Origin of the sequence: Paenibacillus glucanolyticus, assembly GCF_037333485.1 — a bacterium.
Lineage (GTDB): Bacteria > Bacillota > Bacilli > Paenibacillales > Paenibacillaceae > Paenibacillus_AQ > Paenibacillus_AQ glucanolyticus.
Genome location: NZ_CP147845.1, coordinates 978,350 through 995,180 on the forward strand (window position 1 = coordinate 978,350; position 16,831 = coordinate 995,180).

Annotated in this window: 12 protein-coding genes and 1 riboswitch; of the genes, 10 read left to right on the plus strand and 2 right to left on the minus strand. The window is 51.5% G+C overall.

Features of this window, described 5'->3' with window-relative positions; genetic code table 11:
• The first annotated feature begins 134 nt into the window (after positions 1 to 134).
• The 5 genes from xylA to WDY75_RS04570 all read left to right on the plus strand — a co-directional run bounded on the left by xylA (position 135) and on the right by WDY75_RS04570 (position 7,845).
• The gene (gene xylA / locus WDY75_RS04550) at positions 135 to 1,451 is read left to right on the plus strand and encodes a xylose isomerase (protein ID WP_063477783.1); all 1,317 of its coding nucleotides are present in this window, start codon (positions 135 to 137) and stop codon (positions 1,449 to 1,451) included.
• Positions 1,452 to 1,589: 138 nt separating this feature from the next.
• Positions 1,590 to 3,086, plus strand: a complete 1,497-nt coding sequence (gene xylB, locus WDY75_RS04555) for a xylulokinase (protein WP_063477782.1) — start codon at positions 1,590 to 1,592, stop codon at positions 3,084 to 3,086.
• A 281-nt stretch (positions 3,087 to 3,367) separates the two neighbouring features.
• Entirely contained in the window at positions 3,368 to 3,997 is a 630-nt protein-coding gene (locus WDY75_RS04560; RefSeq protein ID WP_040681062.1) for a bifunctional 4-hydroxy-2-oxoglutarate aldolase/2-dehydro-3-deoxy-phosphogluconate aldolase, read from the plus strand.
• Positions 3,998 to 4,243: 246 nt separating this feature from the next.
• A complete protein-coding gene (locus WDY75_RS04565; RefSeq protein WP_063477781.1) occupies positions 4,244 to 6,595 on the plus strand; it encodes a YcdB/YcdC domain-containing protein in 2,352 nt (783 codons plus the stop codon).
• A 107-nt stretch (positions 6,596 to 6,702) separates the two neighbouring features.
• On the plus strand, positions 6,703 to 7,845 hold the full coding sequence (locus WDY75_RS04570; protein ID WP_006212723.1) for a transglutaminase domain-containing protein: 1,143 nt from the start codon (positions 6,703 to 6,705) through the stop codon (positions 7,843 to 7,845).
• A gap of 66 nt (positions 7,846 to 7,911) precedes the next feature.
• On the opposite strand, the gene WDY75_RS04575 is transcribed toward WDY75_RS04570, so the two are convergent.
• Together WDY75_RS04575 and WDY75_RS04580 are read right to left on the minus strand one after the other, a co-directional pair.
• Positions 7,912 to 9,309, minus strand: coding sequence for an amino acid permease (locus WDY75_RS04575; RefSeq protein WP_231888095.1), 1,398 nt, complete (start codon positions 9,307 to 9,309; stop codon positions 7,912 to 7,914).
• A gap of 172 nt (positions 9,310 to 9,481) precedes the next feature.
• Positions 9,482 to 9,661: riboswitch (Lysine riboswitch) on the minus strand.
• Positions 9,662 to 9,776: 115 nt separating this feature from the next.
• The gene (locus WDY75_RS04580; RefSeq protein ID WP_063477780.1) at positions 9,777 to 10,907 is read right to left on the minus strand and encodes a virulence factor; all 1,131 of its coding nucleotides are present in this window, start codon (positions 10,905 to 10,907) and stop codon (positions 9,777 to 9,779) included.
• A 356-nt stretch (positions 10,908 to 11,263) separates the two neighbouring features.
• Here WDY75_RS04580 and WDY75_RS04585 point away from each other — a divergent pair, with 356 nt between their 5' ends.
• From WDY75_RS04585 to WDY75_RS04600, 5 genes are all read left to right on the plus strand, one after another.
• Positions 11,264 to 12,616 (plus strand): cytochrome ubiquinol oxidase subunit I, encoded by a 1,353-nt coding sequence (locus WDY75_RS04585; RefSeq protein WP_063477779.1) that lies wholly within the window; start codon positions 11,264 to 11,266, stop codon positions 12,614 to 12,616.
• Complete coding sequence (locus WDY75_RS04590) at positions 12,613 to 13,644, plus strand: cytochrome d ubiquinol oxidase subunit II (protein ID WP_006212718.1); 1,032 nt, start codon at positions 12,613 to 12,615, stop codon at positions 13,642 to 13,644. Before WDY75_RS04585 ends, WDY75_RS04590 begins: the two co-directional genes overlap by 4 nt.
• Before the next feature lie 5 nt (positions 13,645 to 13,649).
• Positions 13,650 to 13,751 carry a cytochrome bd oxidase small subunit CydS gene (gene cydS, locus WDY75_RS30705; protein ID WP_006212717.1) on the plus strand — a complete coding sequence of 34 codons (102 nt, stop codon included), beginning with the start codon at positions 13,650 to 13,652 and terminating at the stop codon, positions 13,749 to 13,751.
• A gap of 122 nt (positions 13,752 to 13,873) precedes the next feature.
• The gene (locus WDY75_RS04595; protein WP_006212716.1) at positions 13,874 to 14,905 is read left to right on the plus strand and encodes an MBL fold metallo-hydrolase; all 1,032 of its coding nucleotides are present in this window, start codon (positions 13,874 to 13,876) and stop codon (positions 14,903 to 14,905) included.
• Between the two features lie 181 nt (positions 14,906 to 15,086).
• Positions 15,087 to 16,712: an ABC-F family ATP-binding cassette domain-containing protein gene (locus WDY75_RS04600; RefSeq protein WP_063477778.1), complete on the plus strand. Its 1,626-nt coding sequence runs from the start codon at positions 15,087 to 15,089 to the stop codon at positions 16,710 to 16,712.
• Positions 16,713 to 16,831: the final 119 nt, after the last annotated feature.

Sequence of the window (16,831 nt, forward strand, 5' to 3'; positions counted from 1 at the left end):
TAGTAGGGACCATCGGGCTTGTAAAAGTTGTAAAAGAATAACTTTGTTTAACCAATAGACAAAGTAGAAAAGCTGTGTTAGGATAGCCTTGTAAGCGTTAACCAAACCTTAATAAGGTATAGGAGGATTTATTCATGGCCTATTTTAACAACATCAGCAAAGTGGAATACGAAGGCAGCCAATCGACCAACCCTTATGCTTTTAAATTTTATAATCCGACAGAAGTTGTAGCCGGCAAAACGATGGAAGAGCATCTCCGTTTCGCGATGGCTTACTGGCATACATTGACTGCGGGCGGCTCTGACCCGTTTGGGGCCGACACAGCGGTTCGCCCTTGGGGCAGCTACTCCGGTATGGACCTTGCAAAAGCCCGCGTAGAAGCAGGCTTTGAGTTCATGGAGAAATTGAACCTTCCGTATTTCTGCTTCCACGATGTGGACATTGCTCCGGAAGGCAGCAATCTGCGTGAGTTTTACAGCAACATTGATACGATTGTAGAGTCGATTGAAGATCATATGAAATCCACCGGCAAAAAACTGCTGTGGAACACAGCGAACATGTTCACGAATCCGCGCTTTATGCATGGCGCAGGCACGACCTGCAACGCTGATGTGTACGCACATGCAGCAGCACAAGTGAAGAAAGGCCTTGAGGTTGGTAAACGCCTTGGCGCCGAGAACTATGTGTTCTGGGGAGGCCGTGAAGGTTACGAGACCCTGCTGAACACGGATATGGGTCTTGAGCTGGATAACCTGGCGCGCCTGTTCCATATGGCGGTGGATTATGCGAAGGAAATCGGCTTTGACGCCCAATTCCTGATCGAGCCTAAACCGAAGGAGCCGACGAAGCATCAATATGACTTCGATGCGGCAACCACAATTGCATTCCTGCAGAAATACGGTCTCGACAAGCACTTTAAATTGAACCTCGAAGCAAACCATGCAACGCTGGCTGGTCATACCTTTGAGCATGAGCTTCGTGTAGCGCGCATCAATGGCATGCTCGGTTCTCTTGATGCGAACCAGGGCGATATGCTGATTGGATGGGATACCGACGAATTCCCGGTTAATATCTATGATGCTACCTTGACGCTCTATGAAGTGTTGATGAATGGCGGTCTCGGCCGCGGCGGCGTGAACTTTGACGCCAAGGTTCGTCGTCCATCCTTCGAGCCGGAAGATCTGTTCCATGCTCACATTGCAGGCATGGATACCTATGCCAAAGGCTTGAAGGTGGCAGCGAAGCTTATTGAAGACCGTGTGTTCGAAGACTTCATTGCGAACCGCTACAGCAGCTTCAACGAAGGCATCGGTGCGGATGTTGTATCCGGCAAAGCCACGTTGGCTTCCCTTGCAGAATATGCGTTGAACAATGAGTCCCCTCGTCAGAATGAATCCGGTCGTCAAGAAATGCTGAAAGGGATTCTGAATCAGTACATTCTTGCAAACTAATGCATGCTGGCTTCAAGTTGGCTCTATGACATTCAAACCTTCACCGGCTCCCTTCAGGGAAGCCGGTGTACTTATTTCATACAAGGAAACCAATACACCTTTCATATTCGGTTCATGATGAAACGAAGGAGGATCTAGATGAGTTACGTTATCGGAGTTGATTTGGGAACCAGTGCGGTGAAGACCGTGCTGGTGGACCGCAGCGGCACGGTAGTCGCCGAGCATTCGGAGGCGTATCCGCTGAGCCAGCCGAAGCCGGGTTACAGCGAACAGCGGCCGGAGGACTGGGTAGACAAAACGGTATTGTCGTTACGTCTGTTGATGGAGGGGAACGACATCTCTCCAGCCGAGGTTGAGGGATTGAGTTTCTCCGGGCAAATGCACGGTTTGGTATTGGTCGATGGAGAGGGCGTCGTGCTGCGTCCGGCCATTCTGTGGAACGACACCCGTACAACGGCGCAATGCCGCCGTATTGAGGATACCTTGCAGGAGAAGCTGCTCGGCATCGCGCGCAACCGCGCGCTGGAAGGCTTTACCCTGCCGAAAATTCTGTGGGTGCAGGAGTTTGAACCGGAACTGCTTGATCAGGCAGCTCTGTTCCTGCTGCCGAAGGACTATGTACGATACCGCTTGACCGGACAGTATACGATGGACTATTCCGATGCTGCCGGGACGCTGCTGCTGGATGTGGCGGGCAAATCATGGAGTGCGGATATACTGGATGCCTTCCATCTGCCCCACAGCTTCTGCCCGCCGCTGGTCGAATCCTTCGACGAGTGCGGAACCCTGCTGCCGGAGATCGCCAGGCAATCCGGTCTGCGGCCGGAGACGAAGGTATTTGCCGGCGGCGCGGACAACGCCTGCGGCGCGATCGGTGCCGGTATTCTGGAAGAAGGGCAGACGATGTGCAGCATTGGCACATCGGGCGTGGTGCTGTCCTACGAGGAGCGGCGCGAGGTGGATTTTGAAGGGAAGGTCCACTTCTTTAATCACAGCGAGAGGGACGCCTACTATATTATGGGCGTAACCTTGGCGGCTGGATACAGCTTGACCTGGTTCAAGGATACCTTTGCACCGGACGTTTCCTTTGATGAGCTGTTAAGCGATATCGGGAGTATCCCGGCTGGCAGCAATGGTCTGCTGTTCACGCCATACATTGTCGGTGAGCGCACACCGCATCCGGACGCTGCCATTCGCGGCAGCTTCATAGGAATGGACGCAGGACATGAGCTGCCTCACTTCGCACGATCGGTACTGGAAGGAATCACGTTTTCCCTGCGTGAATCCATCGATATTTTACGTGCATCGGGCAAGCAAATTGACCGTGTCATTTCCATCGGTGGCGGTGCCAAGAACGAAACCTGGCTGCAGATGCAGGCGGATGTGTTCAACGCCGAAATCGTGAAGCTGGAAAGCGAGCAGGGCCCTGCCATGGGCGCAGCGATGCTTGCAGCTTATGGCTGCGGCTGGTTTCCAAGCCTTCAGGATTGCGCAAGGGAGTTCTTGCGGCCAGCTCGCGCTTATTCTCCCGATCCTGAAGCGGTTCAAGTATATGACAAGCTGTTCGGACTCTATCAGAGCGTATACGGAGCAACGCGCGAGCTCGGCGCAGCGCTGTCCGCATTCCGTGGATAATTCATGTAGGATACAGAATCGCAGGTCAGGGATGATATTCCTGGCCTGCTTTTTTTGCGTGAGCGCTTATGACGGCATATACTTGAATCAGGCTGAAGGCTCGCCCGGAGACATTGTGAGGCAGAGGCTTGGATAAGGCTCCTGGAGGCGCGGCTGTTATTATCTTTTTTTGCAGATGGCAGGTTCTTGAGGCTCTGTAACATGTGATCATTATGTAGCATTTGGGATTATATCGATTTAGGATAAAGCGGGACGTGTAAAAAGAAGGGGAGGGCATGGGATTGAAACTGACAGCTGAACTCAAGCGCGAGAAAATCGTTGCCATTGTGCGCGGCATTACCCGAGAACAGGCAGGCTTCGTAGGAGAGGGATTGTCCCAGGGGGGAATCCGGTTTATGGAAGTGACCATGAATACCGAAGGTGCTCTGCATATTATGGAGGACTGGCGTACCCGGTATGATGGTGCTGTATATGTAGGGGCGGGGACCGTCCTTGACGTGGAGATGGCGAAGGAAGCAGTCTGTGCAGGAGCACAGTTTCTGATCTCCCCGAATACGGATCTATCCGTCATTGAGTATGCCTTAGAGCATGGAATAGATGTGTGGCCCGGAGCGATGACGCCGACGGAGATTGTGGCGGCCTACGCAGCCGGGGCTGAGATCGTGAAGCTGTTTCCTACGGCCAGCCTGGGCCTGGAATTCATTCGGGAGCTTCAGGGACCGCTCCATCATATTCCGCTGCTGGCGACGGGAGGCGTGACGCTGGATAACCTTGCGGACTATTTTGCAGCTGGCGCGGCAGCGGTCGGCCTGGGCAGTTCGCTGCTTCCCAAGGATGCACTGGTTGCCGGCAATAGGGATGAAATCACGAGTCGCGCCGCTGCTTTTGTGAATGCAGCCAAGGGGCTGTAACATGTATAGTTTGAGAGGTATGAACCATCGCCAAGAGGGTCGATTCAATAGTTACACTTTGTTCATCCTTTACAATGCAGGTTATCTTTTGGAAACTTACTACATAAGGAATATATAGACAAGTTATGGTATTATTTAGGGTGGCTTGGTTATGTCATTGCTGCCGTGTACAGGCACTTGTTAAGGATATCATCATGTGTAAGTAAGGCATGGTTAGGTTCAAGTTAATGGAAGGGAGCGAATCGAGTGAATTCATCGGTTAAAAAGAAGGTAAGGGTAAAAAAGACCGTGTGTGCGGTCACGGCTACAGCCATGCTCTGTTTGGCGCAGCCGGTATGGGGGGATAATTCCGTTCCGGGGAGCGGCGTCGCTGTATCCGATACGGTAACGACTACCGTCAACAACGGCGGGAGTGCGGCTTCGGAGAGTGTAACGGATAACGAAATACCGAAAGGGGCCAAGATTTCGTCCAAGCAGGCGGAAGAGATCGTTAAGAAGGCTTTTCCTGAACTGAAGAACGTCAAGGTAACCAACGTGCAGTTCCTGGAGGACGACGGCATGAGATCCAACGCGCTCGCATGGGACATACAACTGGTGTTAAACAAAGGGAACTCAAGCTCCGGCTTTAGTGCCCAGGTCAATGCGGTAACGGGTGAACTTATTAATATTTATCTTCCTAATCGTATACTGAATAATGAGAGTGACAAACCGGTGATAACAAGAGAACAGGCGAAGGCGAAGGCGCTTCAATGGATAGCCAGTCACGCCTCGGACGTGAAGACCAGCGACTTTAAGGAGAATGAGGCTTATCTTGGAATGCAAGCTGCCTTGTTTAGTCCGCCCCGGTTTGAATTCTATTTTCAGACGGCACACAACGGGATTGAATCGGATGTGAACAGCATTTCGATCACGCTGGATGGACAGGGCAATATCATGAGCTACTCCCGCAATCAGATCAAAGAAGAGTTTCCATCATCAACACCGAAGTTGGATGAAGCCTCGATTCGCAAATTGTTTGAGGAACAATTCCAAGTCTCCTTGGCTTATGTGCCTGAGAACTTATATAACAACTCCAAGGGCAATTATTTTTTAGGTTACATACCTAACGATCAATCCAGTTATTCACTGGATGCCAATACAGGGAAGTTCATTGGATTCACAGGGGAAGAGAGTGAGCTTATTTCTATAGAGAACCGTACGATCCCGGCATCCGGGGAGGCCTTCAAGCCTGTCACGGCATCTCTATCCGGCGGTGAAGCCGCTGCACAATGGGTGGAGTCCCAGATCAAGCTCCCGTCTGGCCTGAAAACAGAGTCCAAGACTCTGGGAACCCGATGGAGCAACAAAGAGACGAAGACGTGGAATATCAGATGGACTGACAGCAGCGTCTCATCCATGGGGAGAGGGGAGATGGTGTCTGCGGAATTGGATGCCAAGACCGGTCAGATCTACTCGTACAGCAGATATCGTTATGACAGCAGCGGAACCCCTGAGGTGAAGAGCCCGATTTCGCAGCAGGCTGCGCAGAAGCTCGCCTTCGATACCGTAACGAAACTGGTGCCTAACGCCAGCCAGGAATGGAAACTGACGTCGGTTGATAAACTGGGCAAGAACAATACCGGCCTGAGTTATCAATTTTCATTCCAGCGCTATGTCGGCGATATCCGCGTGATGGGGGATTCCGTGAATTTGGCTATCGATGGCAACGGCCAGATTCAGAACTTCAACGTGAATTCGGACGCCGTCCTATCCAAGCTGCCAACGGACGTGAAACCTGCAATCAGCGCAGAGCAGGCGAGATCCCAATACTTAAAAGAGATTGATCTGAAGTTGAAATATGGTTATTACGGCGGTTATTCGATGGGTAATGAGATCACGAAGCCGTTCATTAGACTGATCTATTATGCAACACACAAAAGGGCAGCCTACGGCGGCATTACGGTGCCGCTTGACGCCAAGAGCGGGGAATGGCGTGATATTACGCCGGAAATCAGCCGCAAGGATATTCCGGCAGTCACGGATGCAGCCGGTCATTCGGCAGAAGCAGCCCTTAAGGAGCTGGTCAAATACCGGGTATTGGTTCCGGACAAGGACGGAAAGGTATATCCGGAGCGCCAGATTACCCTTGGCGAATGGTATCAGCTGGTAGCGGCGGCAGTTAGCCCTTCATACGAACAGCTGTATGGAAGATCCACGATGGACCCTTATGCAGGTCTGCAGCCGGATCATCCATATTATCAGGCCATTCAGGTATTGCTCGGACAGAACTGGATTCCGTACGATCCGGAAAGTCCGCTGCAGCTCGACCGCAAGCTCACAAGAGATGAATTGGCCAGCTCGCTGACCCGCATTTTGAATTATGAGAAGTTATCCAAAGCCTTTATTCTGCCGACCGACGTACAGGGGATCTCGGATGCTGACGCCGTGTCTAACAAAGGAGCAGCGCTGATTGCCTTGAAGCTTGGACTTCTACCGGCGGTGGATGGAAAGTTTCTGCCGGAGCGAGAGGTAACGCGTGCGGAAGCTGCAGAGGTTCTGGTTCGCATGTCGAAACTGGCTGGACGAAGCGATTCTTTCCTGTCCACATTTTATTGGTAATATCTGATATTCGTGCCCGGTCGACAAAACTAGAACCCTTAAGCCCTGATGTTATGTGTTACAATGGTGGTGCATACGGATGAGGAAGATGAAGGGCGGGTGTACCGATGAAACGAAGCCGAGGAACGATAGTTAAATTACTGTTCATAGGGACTTTGGCGGTAACCGTTGCAGCAGTACCAGAGCCGGCTAACCTCAGTGATGTCTATGCTACTTCCAACAAAGCGGTCGTGAAGTCGGTCAGTGCCATTCAGCAGAAGCTGTTAACCGCGATGAGCGACAGGCAGTCAACGGTTCGTTTTGTTTATCAGGGAGAGACCAAATCACTGAAATCACAGCTTAAAGATGCACTCGATCAGGCAATGGCCAGTGATCCGTATATTCACTACACCATCGCAAGCTATAGCTACGACTATCGTGGAACATCCAGTTCCGCCAATGTTACGGTCCGGTTGAGTTACCGCGAGACTGCGGAACAGACGGACTATGTTAATCAGCATACCGACAGCATATTGAAGCGTATCATCAAGCCGGACATGAACGATCATGAGAAGGTGAAGGCCATCCATGATTGGGTCGTCCGCAACTTGAAATATGATACAACGCTCACGAAATATACGGCCTATGATGGGCTCTATACCGGCAGCACGGTATGCCAGGGCTATTCCCTGTTAACCCATAAGCTGCTGAGGGAAGCAGGAATTCAGAACAAAATTCTGGAAGGCACAGCTTATGCCTCTGACAATCCCAAGGGTCAGCTTCATGCCTGGAACCTGGTTCTGCTGGACGGCAAATGGTACCATCTGGACACAACGTGGAACGATCCGGTGCCGGATCGGGAGAATGAGGTGTCTTATACGTACTATCTCCGGACCGATGAACAGATGAGCCGCGATCATACCTGGGTGAAATCCTACCCGAAGGCGGATACGCTCTATCGCAGCACGCTGGCCGGGTTGGCCGTAAAGGATCGTGCGAAGGCCGGGGTATACGAAGAAATCAAGCGGGATTTGGAGTATCAGCTGTATGATACCCGTTCCATTGTCAGTTCCTATAAGCAGCTGGAGCCGCTGGTTAAGGCGGCCAAGGCTAAAGGCGGCCAAAAGCTCGTATTCCGGTTTGAAGGCAGTGAGCGTGAGCTTGTGAATGTGCTCCAGCAATTGCAGTTGAAGAGCAGTCTCGGCTCCATCAAATACTATCATAATGCTTTTGAAGATACGGATGATCTGAGAGTTCAAATCATATGGTAGTGCGATCACTAAAAAAAGGCTTCCCTCCTCATTGAAGGAGGGAAGCCTTTTTGTGCATATCTGGCTTTAGTTATTATTGACGTTCGTGCTTAAATCGCACTCATTCAAAGGCACAACCCGGCTTTTCTTAACGAACCGGTAGCCGAACCAGATGGAGAGGAACAGCGGAACGCTCACATACGTAGCAATGATTGTTAACCAGTCGATCTCACCACTGAAATTACCTTGGCCAATGATGGCGACAAGGCAGAGCAGGAAAGCGAAGATGGGACCGAAGGGGAACCAACGCGCACGGAATGGCAGATCCTTCAGGTCTTTTCCTTGGGCAACGTAGGCCTTGCGGAAGCGATAATGGCTTACCGCGATAGCCAGCCAGTTGATAAACCCGCACATGCCGGATGCATTCAGCAGCCACACATACACAACACCATCGCCGAAGAAGGAGGCCAGGAAGGCCAGCATGCCAACTGCGGAGGTTACGATCAGAGCCGCTACGGGAACGCCGCGGCTGTTCAGGCGGCTGAGCCATTTCGGAGCCATTCCCTGCTTCGCCATCGCATACAGGACACGAGTTGAGGCATACATCCCCGAGTTGCCGGCAGACAGCACGGAGCTTAGAATGACCGCGTTCATAACCGATGCGGCAAAGGCCAGACCGGCCTTCTCAAACACCAAAGTGAATGGGCTGACCCCGATATTATCCACACCGGATTGAAGCAAGCTTGGATGAGTGTAAGGGATCAGCATGCCGATGACAAAAATAGCAAAGATGTAGAAAATCAGAATGCGCCAGAACACCTGGCGAATGGCCTTGGGCACATGCTTTCGCGGATTTTCACTTTCACCGGCGGCGACCCCGATCAGCTCGGTCCCCTGGAAGGAGAAGCCTGCAGCCATGAAGACCCCGACCAGTGCAAAGAATCCGCCGTGCACGGGCCCGTCGCCCAGGCTGAAGTTGGTGAAACCAACCGCTTCACCGCCAAGTATGCCGAAGATCATCATGACTCCGATGATAAGGAAGATAATGACGGTTGCCACTTTAATGATAGCAAACCAATATTCCGATTCGCCGTACCCTTTGGCGGACAGAAAGTTCAGGCCGAACATGATTGCGAGGAACAACAGACTCCATACAAACGAAGGGCTGTCCGGGAACCAAAATTTAATAATCACCGTTGCGGCCGCGAGCTCGGCGGCAATGGTCACGGCCCAGTTGTACCAGAAGTTCCAGCCAACGGCAAATCCGAAGGCAGGGCTGACAAACCGGGAGGCATAGGTGCTGAATGAGCCGGAATCCGGAAGATAGGTGGCCAGCTCGCCCAGGCTGGTCATCAGGAAATAGACCATAAGGCCAACGGCAGCATAAGCGATAAGCGCTCCGCCCGGGCCGGCAGAGGAAATGGCGGTTCCGCTTGCCAGGAACAGGCCTGTTCCGATCGAGCCGCCAAGCGCGATCATGGTCATATGGCGTGCTTTAAAGCTCGGCTTCAGCGAAGCAGCAGGGGCTTTTTTGCGATTCAAGGTCGAACACTCCTTCTATACACTAAGAAATAAAATTTGAAATCTATGCTCTGCCAGAAAAAAAGACCACAGGTCCTATACCTGCGGTCTTTATCGTATCCGCATCATTACCCTCCATGAAGATAGCACAACACGGGGAATTCCCCGTGACAGTTCCGTTTCTTTCGACAACGGTCCCAGCACAGGATACAAGAGCATACCCTGCACTTCGGCAGACATGCCTTTCACTGTGCTTCACCGGCTTCTCTTCGCCTCGGCACAACTACTGATCATGTCTGCAACCTCTACCTCATCTTGGAATGATGAGGCTATCTGTATATTCAATTCTAGCAAGAGATTCCTAGTATAAATCACATCATTCGCTAGAAGCAATGGTTAATTTTGACGGTTCGCGGTTGACTCCTGTGCGATTAGGATTGATTCCGCTTGGCCATTTGCTGCCAGACGGTTCCGGCGGCTTCTTCACCGGATTCGATGCGTTCCAGTGCCATGCGGGCCTGAAGGCTAACCTCAAACTCCGGATCGTCCGCAGCTTCTTCAAGAGCGGAACGGGCTTCCTCGGTCCCCACTTCATACAGGAAGCGTGCAGCACGCCAGCGAACAATCTTGCTGCTGTCCTTCAGCGTTTCGATCATGACCGGGGTAGCGGCAGCATCCCCGATATCGGACAGCGTATCCCCGGCGGTACGGCGCACGGCTGGCGTTTCGTCGCGCATCGCTTCATATAAGAGCTCCATCGCTTCAGGTGAGCGAAGATCGCCCAAGTACACAACAACGAGCCGGCGAATCTGCATCTTCGGATCCTGAAGCGCTTTGCGAAGCAGCGGGATGTGTTTCTCGGTAGGCTCCAGTACATCCAGCGCGGCATAGCGGACGCGCCAGTCTTCGTCCTGCAGCGCAGCTTCCATTTCTTCGTCTGTCAGCTTCCGGCGCTGCTCGACGAAGTCCTCATCGCTTGCACCATGGGCAATGGCCTGAGCGACAACCTTATCCAGCCGCTCCTGCGGGAATGCAGCCTCAAGCTCCTGCTCGACGTCACGGGCAATGTCGGCAAGCTGTCCGTAGCGAACGCCGTATTCCTTCAGTTTGCGTTCCTTGATAAGCGATGCGGTTCCCACGGCAGCTACCGCTTGGGAGAAGCGCTCGGACAGGCCGATACGTTCTTCCTGGTTACCGCCCTTTACACGAATTTGCATCGGAATATTCCGGAAATACTGCACGAATACTTGAGCTTCGCCGAAGGCGAAGTCCTCATCGGCTTCTTTTAATCCGGCAGCAAGTCCCTCCTGGCCGAATATTTCCTGAACAGCGCCCAGAATGGAAGGCCAATCGGCATTGCCTTTACGGTCCAGCGCGATGAAATCGAGGGTATGGAACACGCTCTTCACACCCGGAATGTGCAGCAATTGCTTGATCCAGGGGGGAGCCGAACGTTCGTTATCTACTGTATATGTTCTGCGTATCCCGGCTTCCAGCGTTTCATCGAGATGAAGCATCATGGAGTTCGGGCTCGGGGTTGGTTCAATGAATGTAATTTTCATGGTATGGTATCGCCTCCTTATCTTCTTATTGTACCTCTTTTCCCAGCAGGAAAAAACATCATGCAGCGGTTTCAAACAAAATGAACGGACTTTGGATAAAAAGAGGAAAGGTTTGTCAAACTGATAAGGGTGGCTGTATTCCATTCCTATTTTCAAAGAGTAACCGCTGCGAAGAATAGCACCCTTGCAGAGGGCTGTCATACATAAGGAGGCTGGCGTACGCATGTACAGGAATCAGGAGAGAAGGCTTGCGCTTCTATGCTTTATCGTTGCGGCCATTATGCTGTACGGCGCGGTGAAAGGATATTTGCGCTACATGAAATATTTTGGATAAAAGAACCCAAGGAGTGAACCTGATGTCTTCACTGGATCCAGTACTGATGAGCCGGATATTAACCGGTCTGACCCTGTTTGTACATATTGTTCTGGCAACCATCGGGGTAGGAATTCCGATCATGCTGGCCCTGGCGGAGTGGAGGGGGATCCGGACGGGAGACAATTACTATACATTGCTCGCCAGGCGGTGGGCGCGGGGGTATGTCATTACCGTGGCGGTCGGCGTTGTGACAGGTACCGCGATCGGTCTGCAGCTAAGCCTGCTGTGGCCTACGTTTATGCGTGTTGCCGGTAAGGCCATTGCACTGCCGCTATTTTTGGAAACCTTTGCTTTTTTTGTGGAGGCTATCTTTCTAGGCATATATCTGTACACGTGGGATCGCTTCAAGAACAAGTGGACCCATCTGATGCTGCTGATCCCTGTAGCAATTGGCGCTTCGGGTTCGGCGTTCTTCATTACCAGCATGAACGCTTTTATGAACCAGCCGCAGGGCTTTGAACTGGTGGACGGTGTATTCACGAATGTAAACCCGTTCGTAGCCATGTTCAATCCGGCGACACCAACCAAGGTAAGTCATGTACTGGCTTCTGCGTATACCACCAGCGCTGCGGCATTGGCGAGTATAGCGGCCTTCAGCCTTCTGCGGGGGAGCAAACATATTTATTTTAAAAAAGCGCTGAAACTGACGGTGGTGTCCACCTTTGTTTTTGCTGTAGCGACGGTGATGATCGGGGATTTCTCCGGCAAGTTTCTGGCGAAATACCAGCCGGAGAAGCTGGCGGCGGCCGAGTGGCATTTTGAGACGATGACCGAGGCTCCGCTTATTTACGGCGGTTTCCTCGATGAGAACAATGAGATTAAGTATGCACTGGAGATTCCTTATGCGCTTAGCATATTAGCCGGGAATAGTCCCAGCACGGAGGTCATCGGGTTGAATGAATTTCCGGAGAATGAAAGACCGCCCCTGTCGGTCCACTATTTTTTTGATTTGAAGGTGACAAGCGGCGCGGTGATCGTTCTCATACCGCTCTTGTATATGTTCCGCAAGAAACTTCCTGGCAAAAAGCCTTATCCAAAATGGCTGCTGCTCAGTATATTGGCTTTAGGGCCTCTCTCAATGACAGCCATATGGCTGGGCTGGTTCCTTGCCGAGATTGGAAGGCAGCCATGGATCTTACGCGGATATATGAAGGTATCGGATGCGGCGACGACTTCTTCCAGCGTCGGCTGGATGCTGGTGCTGTTTATCGTCCTGTATCTGGTGCTCTCCATTTCCGCGATCCGGGTGCTTAGCCAATTGTTCCGCAATAAGAGTGCTGAAGAGGAAATCCGGCAGCTGGGACTTGAACTCGAAGGGGGAGACCGCAAATGAGCTATGCCATGGTGGCAATAACCGTCCTGTGGACGTTCCTGTTTGGCTATTTGCTGGTTGCCTCGATTGATTTCGGTGCCGGATTTTTCAGCTTTTACAGTGTTCTTACCGGACATGAGAACAAGATTCATAACATCATTCAGCGGTACTTATCCCCCGTGTGGGAAGTGACCAACGTGTTCCTGATCTTTTTTGTGGTCGGTCTTGTCGGTTTCTTTCCGGATGCGGCGTACTATTATGGAACCGCTCTGCTCGTACCAGGCAGCCTTGCGCTTGTGCTGCTGGCGATTCGGGGCGCTTATTACGCCTATCATACGTATGGCACCCAGATCGGGAACAACATCGTACACATGGGGTTATACGGAGCAACGGGCCTCCTCATTCCTGCTGCGCTGTCCACGATACTAGCCATCTCGGAAGGCGGCATTATCTATGTGGACAACGGGAAGGTGGAGCTGCACTGGTATGCATTCTTTACGAATCCGTACACGTGGTCGGTTATCCTGCTCGCTCTTGTCAGTGTTCTGTATATCTCGGCGATGTTCTTGTCCTATTACGCGCAGCGCGCGGGGGATGAGGTGGCATTCGGCGTGGTCCGGGGATATGCGCTGGGCTGGAGCGGACCGACCATCCTCGCTTCGGTTTTCGCGTTTTTCCAGATTAACCATCAGAATCCGGTCCATTTTCAAAACATGCTGGATATCGCCTGGATGTTTATCGCATCGTTTATCTGCTTCGTGATTGCGGTCTATCTTGTGTGGAAACGTACCCGGCTCGGCATCGCTTTTATCATGGTCATGTTCCAATTTGCGTTTGCCTGGTATGGCTATGGCCGCTCCCATCTGCCGTACATTCTCTATGATTACATTCATATTCATGAGAGCATTACGAACGACGCCATGGCGATCGCTTTGATTACCGCGTTCATCCTTGGCTTCTGCGTGCTGGTTCCTTCGCTGATCCTGCTGATGCGGCTGTTTCTGTTCGACGCCAACTACATTCGGGGCAAGTCCGCCAAGAAAGGGTGAGCGAAGTGGAGGATTTCAGCATTTTTGTCGCACCGATGCTAACCGTTCTGGCTGCTGTAGCCTTTCTGGCGATCTATGTTGTAAAGTACAAGGATCCTTCGGATTGAAGCTATATACTCAAAGGGATTGTTTCGCAAATAATCATTCGGTGTAAAAAGAACAACAAGCGTAAAGTTGAGCGGATAGGTCATTACAGGTTAAAATATGGGTAATGGAAGGAGGAGGCTGCATGCCAAAGATTCGCTATAACAATATCGATAACGTCAGCACAGACAAAACACTGAAACAGTTCAAGCAGTGGCGCGACGAACGTCGTCAGAAGAAGAAGGATTATTCCTACTGCATTCCGAACCTGACGCCGGATCTTCAGTATTTGCATAGCAACCGGCACGAAACCTCCGTTACCTGGATCGGGCACGCCACGTTCTTCATCCAATATGAAGGCATGAATATCGTTACTGATCCCGTATGGGCGCGGAGAATGGGTTTTAACAAGCGCCTTGGAGAACCTGGACTTCCCATTCATGAGATTCCTCCAATCGATGTTATTTTGATCTCGCATTCTCACTATGACCATATGCATATTGCTTCGATCCGCAAGCTGTATCGTGCGGATACGACCATTATTGTGCCAATTGGTCTGCGTCGCAAAATGATGAATAAGGGCTTCCGCCGTGTCATCGAGCTGAAATGGTGGGAATCCACGACCATCAGGGACGTGAAATTCTCATTTGTGCCAACCCAGCACTGGACACGGCGCACGCCGTTTGACACGAACACATCCCACTGGGGAGGATTCGTGATGGAGCCTGTTTTGCAGGACGCGAAGATCGACCCGGATCCTTCTGATGAATCCTCATGTGAAGTCGGGGGTGCTGCCGAGGCCAATACCCGCTTGCTTCCGCCGAATGTATATTTTGCCGGAGACAGCGGATACTTCGAGGGCTTCAAGCTGATTGGCGAGCGGTTCAACATCCACCTTGCTCTGATGCCGATCGGGGCCTATGAGCCGGAATGGTTCATGACGTCACAGCATGTCAATCCGGAAGAGGCGCTGCAGGCGTTTATGGATGTGAAAGCGGAGACGATGATTCCGATGCATTACGGTACGTTTAAGCTAGCTGACGATACAGCCAGAGAAGCGCTGGACCGGATGGAAGCGGAACGCCAGCGGCTCGGTATCGCCAAGGAGAGAATTTGCGTATTGAAGTACGGAGAAACCTTCAAGGTTCAGCCTGAATGCCGCAGTGCACAATCTTAATCACTTTAAATTTTAATAGGATGAACCATATAGGCCTCCTGTGTGCTTGCCAAGAGAAATTGGCGGGAGCAGGAGGTTATATTTGTTTAAAACCGTTTTATATCGTGCAGAAGCTTCGATAACCGCCGGACTTATGCTATAATGTGCTGAAACCAATAGTGATAAAGGATGGTAATGCTTAATGATCAGTACAAGCGGCGTAACGCTCCGCTATGGCAAACGAGCACTATTTGAAGATGTCAATATAAAATTCACCCCGGGCAACTGCTACGGCCTCATCGGCGCAAACGGGGCGGGTAAGTCTACATTCTTAAAAATCCTCTCCGGTGAGATTGAGCCAAACCAAGGCGAGGTTCATATGACACCGAATGAACGGATGGCGGTTCTGAAGCAGAACCACTATGAATATGACCAGTATCCAGTTCTGGAGACGGTTATCATGGGCCATGCACGTCTGTACCACATCATGAAAGAGAAGGATGCGCTCTATGCAAAATCCGATTTCTCCGAAGCAGACGGTATGCGTGCGGGTGAGCTGGAAGGCGAATTCGCAGAGTTGAACGGATGGGATGCAGAGCCGGATGCGGCGGCGCTCCTGATTGGTCTCGGTATTCCGCGCGAGCTGCATGATAAGAAAATGGCAGAGCTGAGCGGCAATGAGAAGGTACGCGTTCTCTTGGCGCAGGCCTTGTTTGGCCGCCCGCACAACCTGCTGCTGGATGAGCCTACCAACCACTTGGACCTGGAATCGATTCAGTGGCTCGAGAACTTCCTTATGGATTACGAAGGCACCGTTATCGTGGTGTCCCATGACCGTCACTTCCTGAACAAGGTATGTACGCATATTGCGGATATCGACTTTGGTAAAATCCAGCTGTATGTCGGCAACTACGACTTCTGGTACGAATCCAGTAAGCTGGCTCTTGAACTTCAACGCGATGCCAACAAGAAAAAGGAAGAGAAGATCAAGGAATTGCAGGCGTTTATCCAACGCTTCTCCGCGAATGCTTCCAAATCGAAGCAGGCGACTTCCCGTAAGAAACAGCTTGATAAAATCACGCTGGAGGATCTTCGTCCTTCGAACCGGAAATATCCGTTTCTCCACTTCAAGCCTGAACGCGAAGCTGGTAAACAATTGCTCACGGTGGATGGCATTACGAAGTCCCTGGATGGCGAGAAGGTTCTGGATAACATCAGCTTTGTTGTGAACAAAGGCGACAAAATCGCATTTGTTGGACCAAACGGGATGCCGAAATCAACGCTGTTCCAGGTCATTACAGGTGAAACTGAGGCAGATGAGGGCGAATACAGCTGGGGAGTTACAACTACCCAAGCTTATTTCCCGAAAGACAACTCCGCTTATTTCGACGGCGTGGATATCAATCTTGTGGAATGGCTGCGCCAATACTCCAAAGACCAGGATGAAACATTCCTGCGGGGGTTCCTGGGCCGCATGCTGTTCTCCGGTGAGGAAGCGCTGAAGAAGGCAAGCGTATTGTCCGGGGGCGAGAAGGTTCGCTGCATGCTGGCAAAAATGATGCTGAACGGTGCAAACGTGCTGATATTCGACGAGCCGACGAACCACTTGGATTTGGAATCCATTACGGCACTCAACAATGGCCTGATCGATTTCGATGGAACGATTCTGTTCACCTCGCATGACCATCAGTTCATTCAGACGATTGCGAACCGGATCATTGAGATTACGCCGAATGGCGTTATTGACCGCAGCATGAGTTATGACGAGTATCTGGAGAGCGAAGAGGTTAAGGGTCTTCGTGAAAGCATGTACCCGGTTGAAGCATAAGGTTACAATTAACAGACGGCGGGGAAGATGATGGTTAACAGCTTTCATCCTCACCGCTCCAATAAAAAATGCTGCACCTCGGATAAGTTGGAGGTACAGCATTTTTTTTCGTGTCTGTA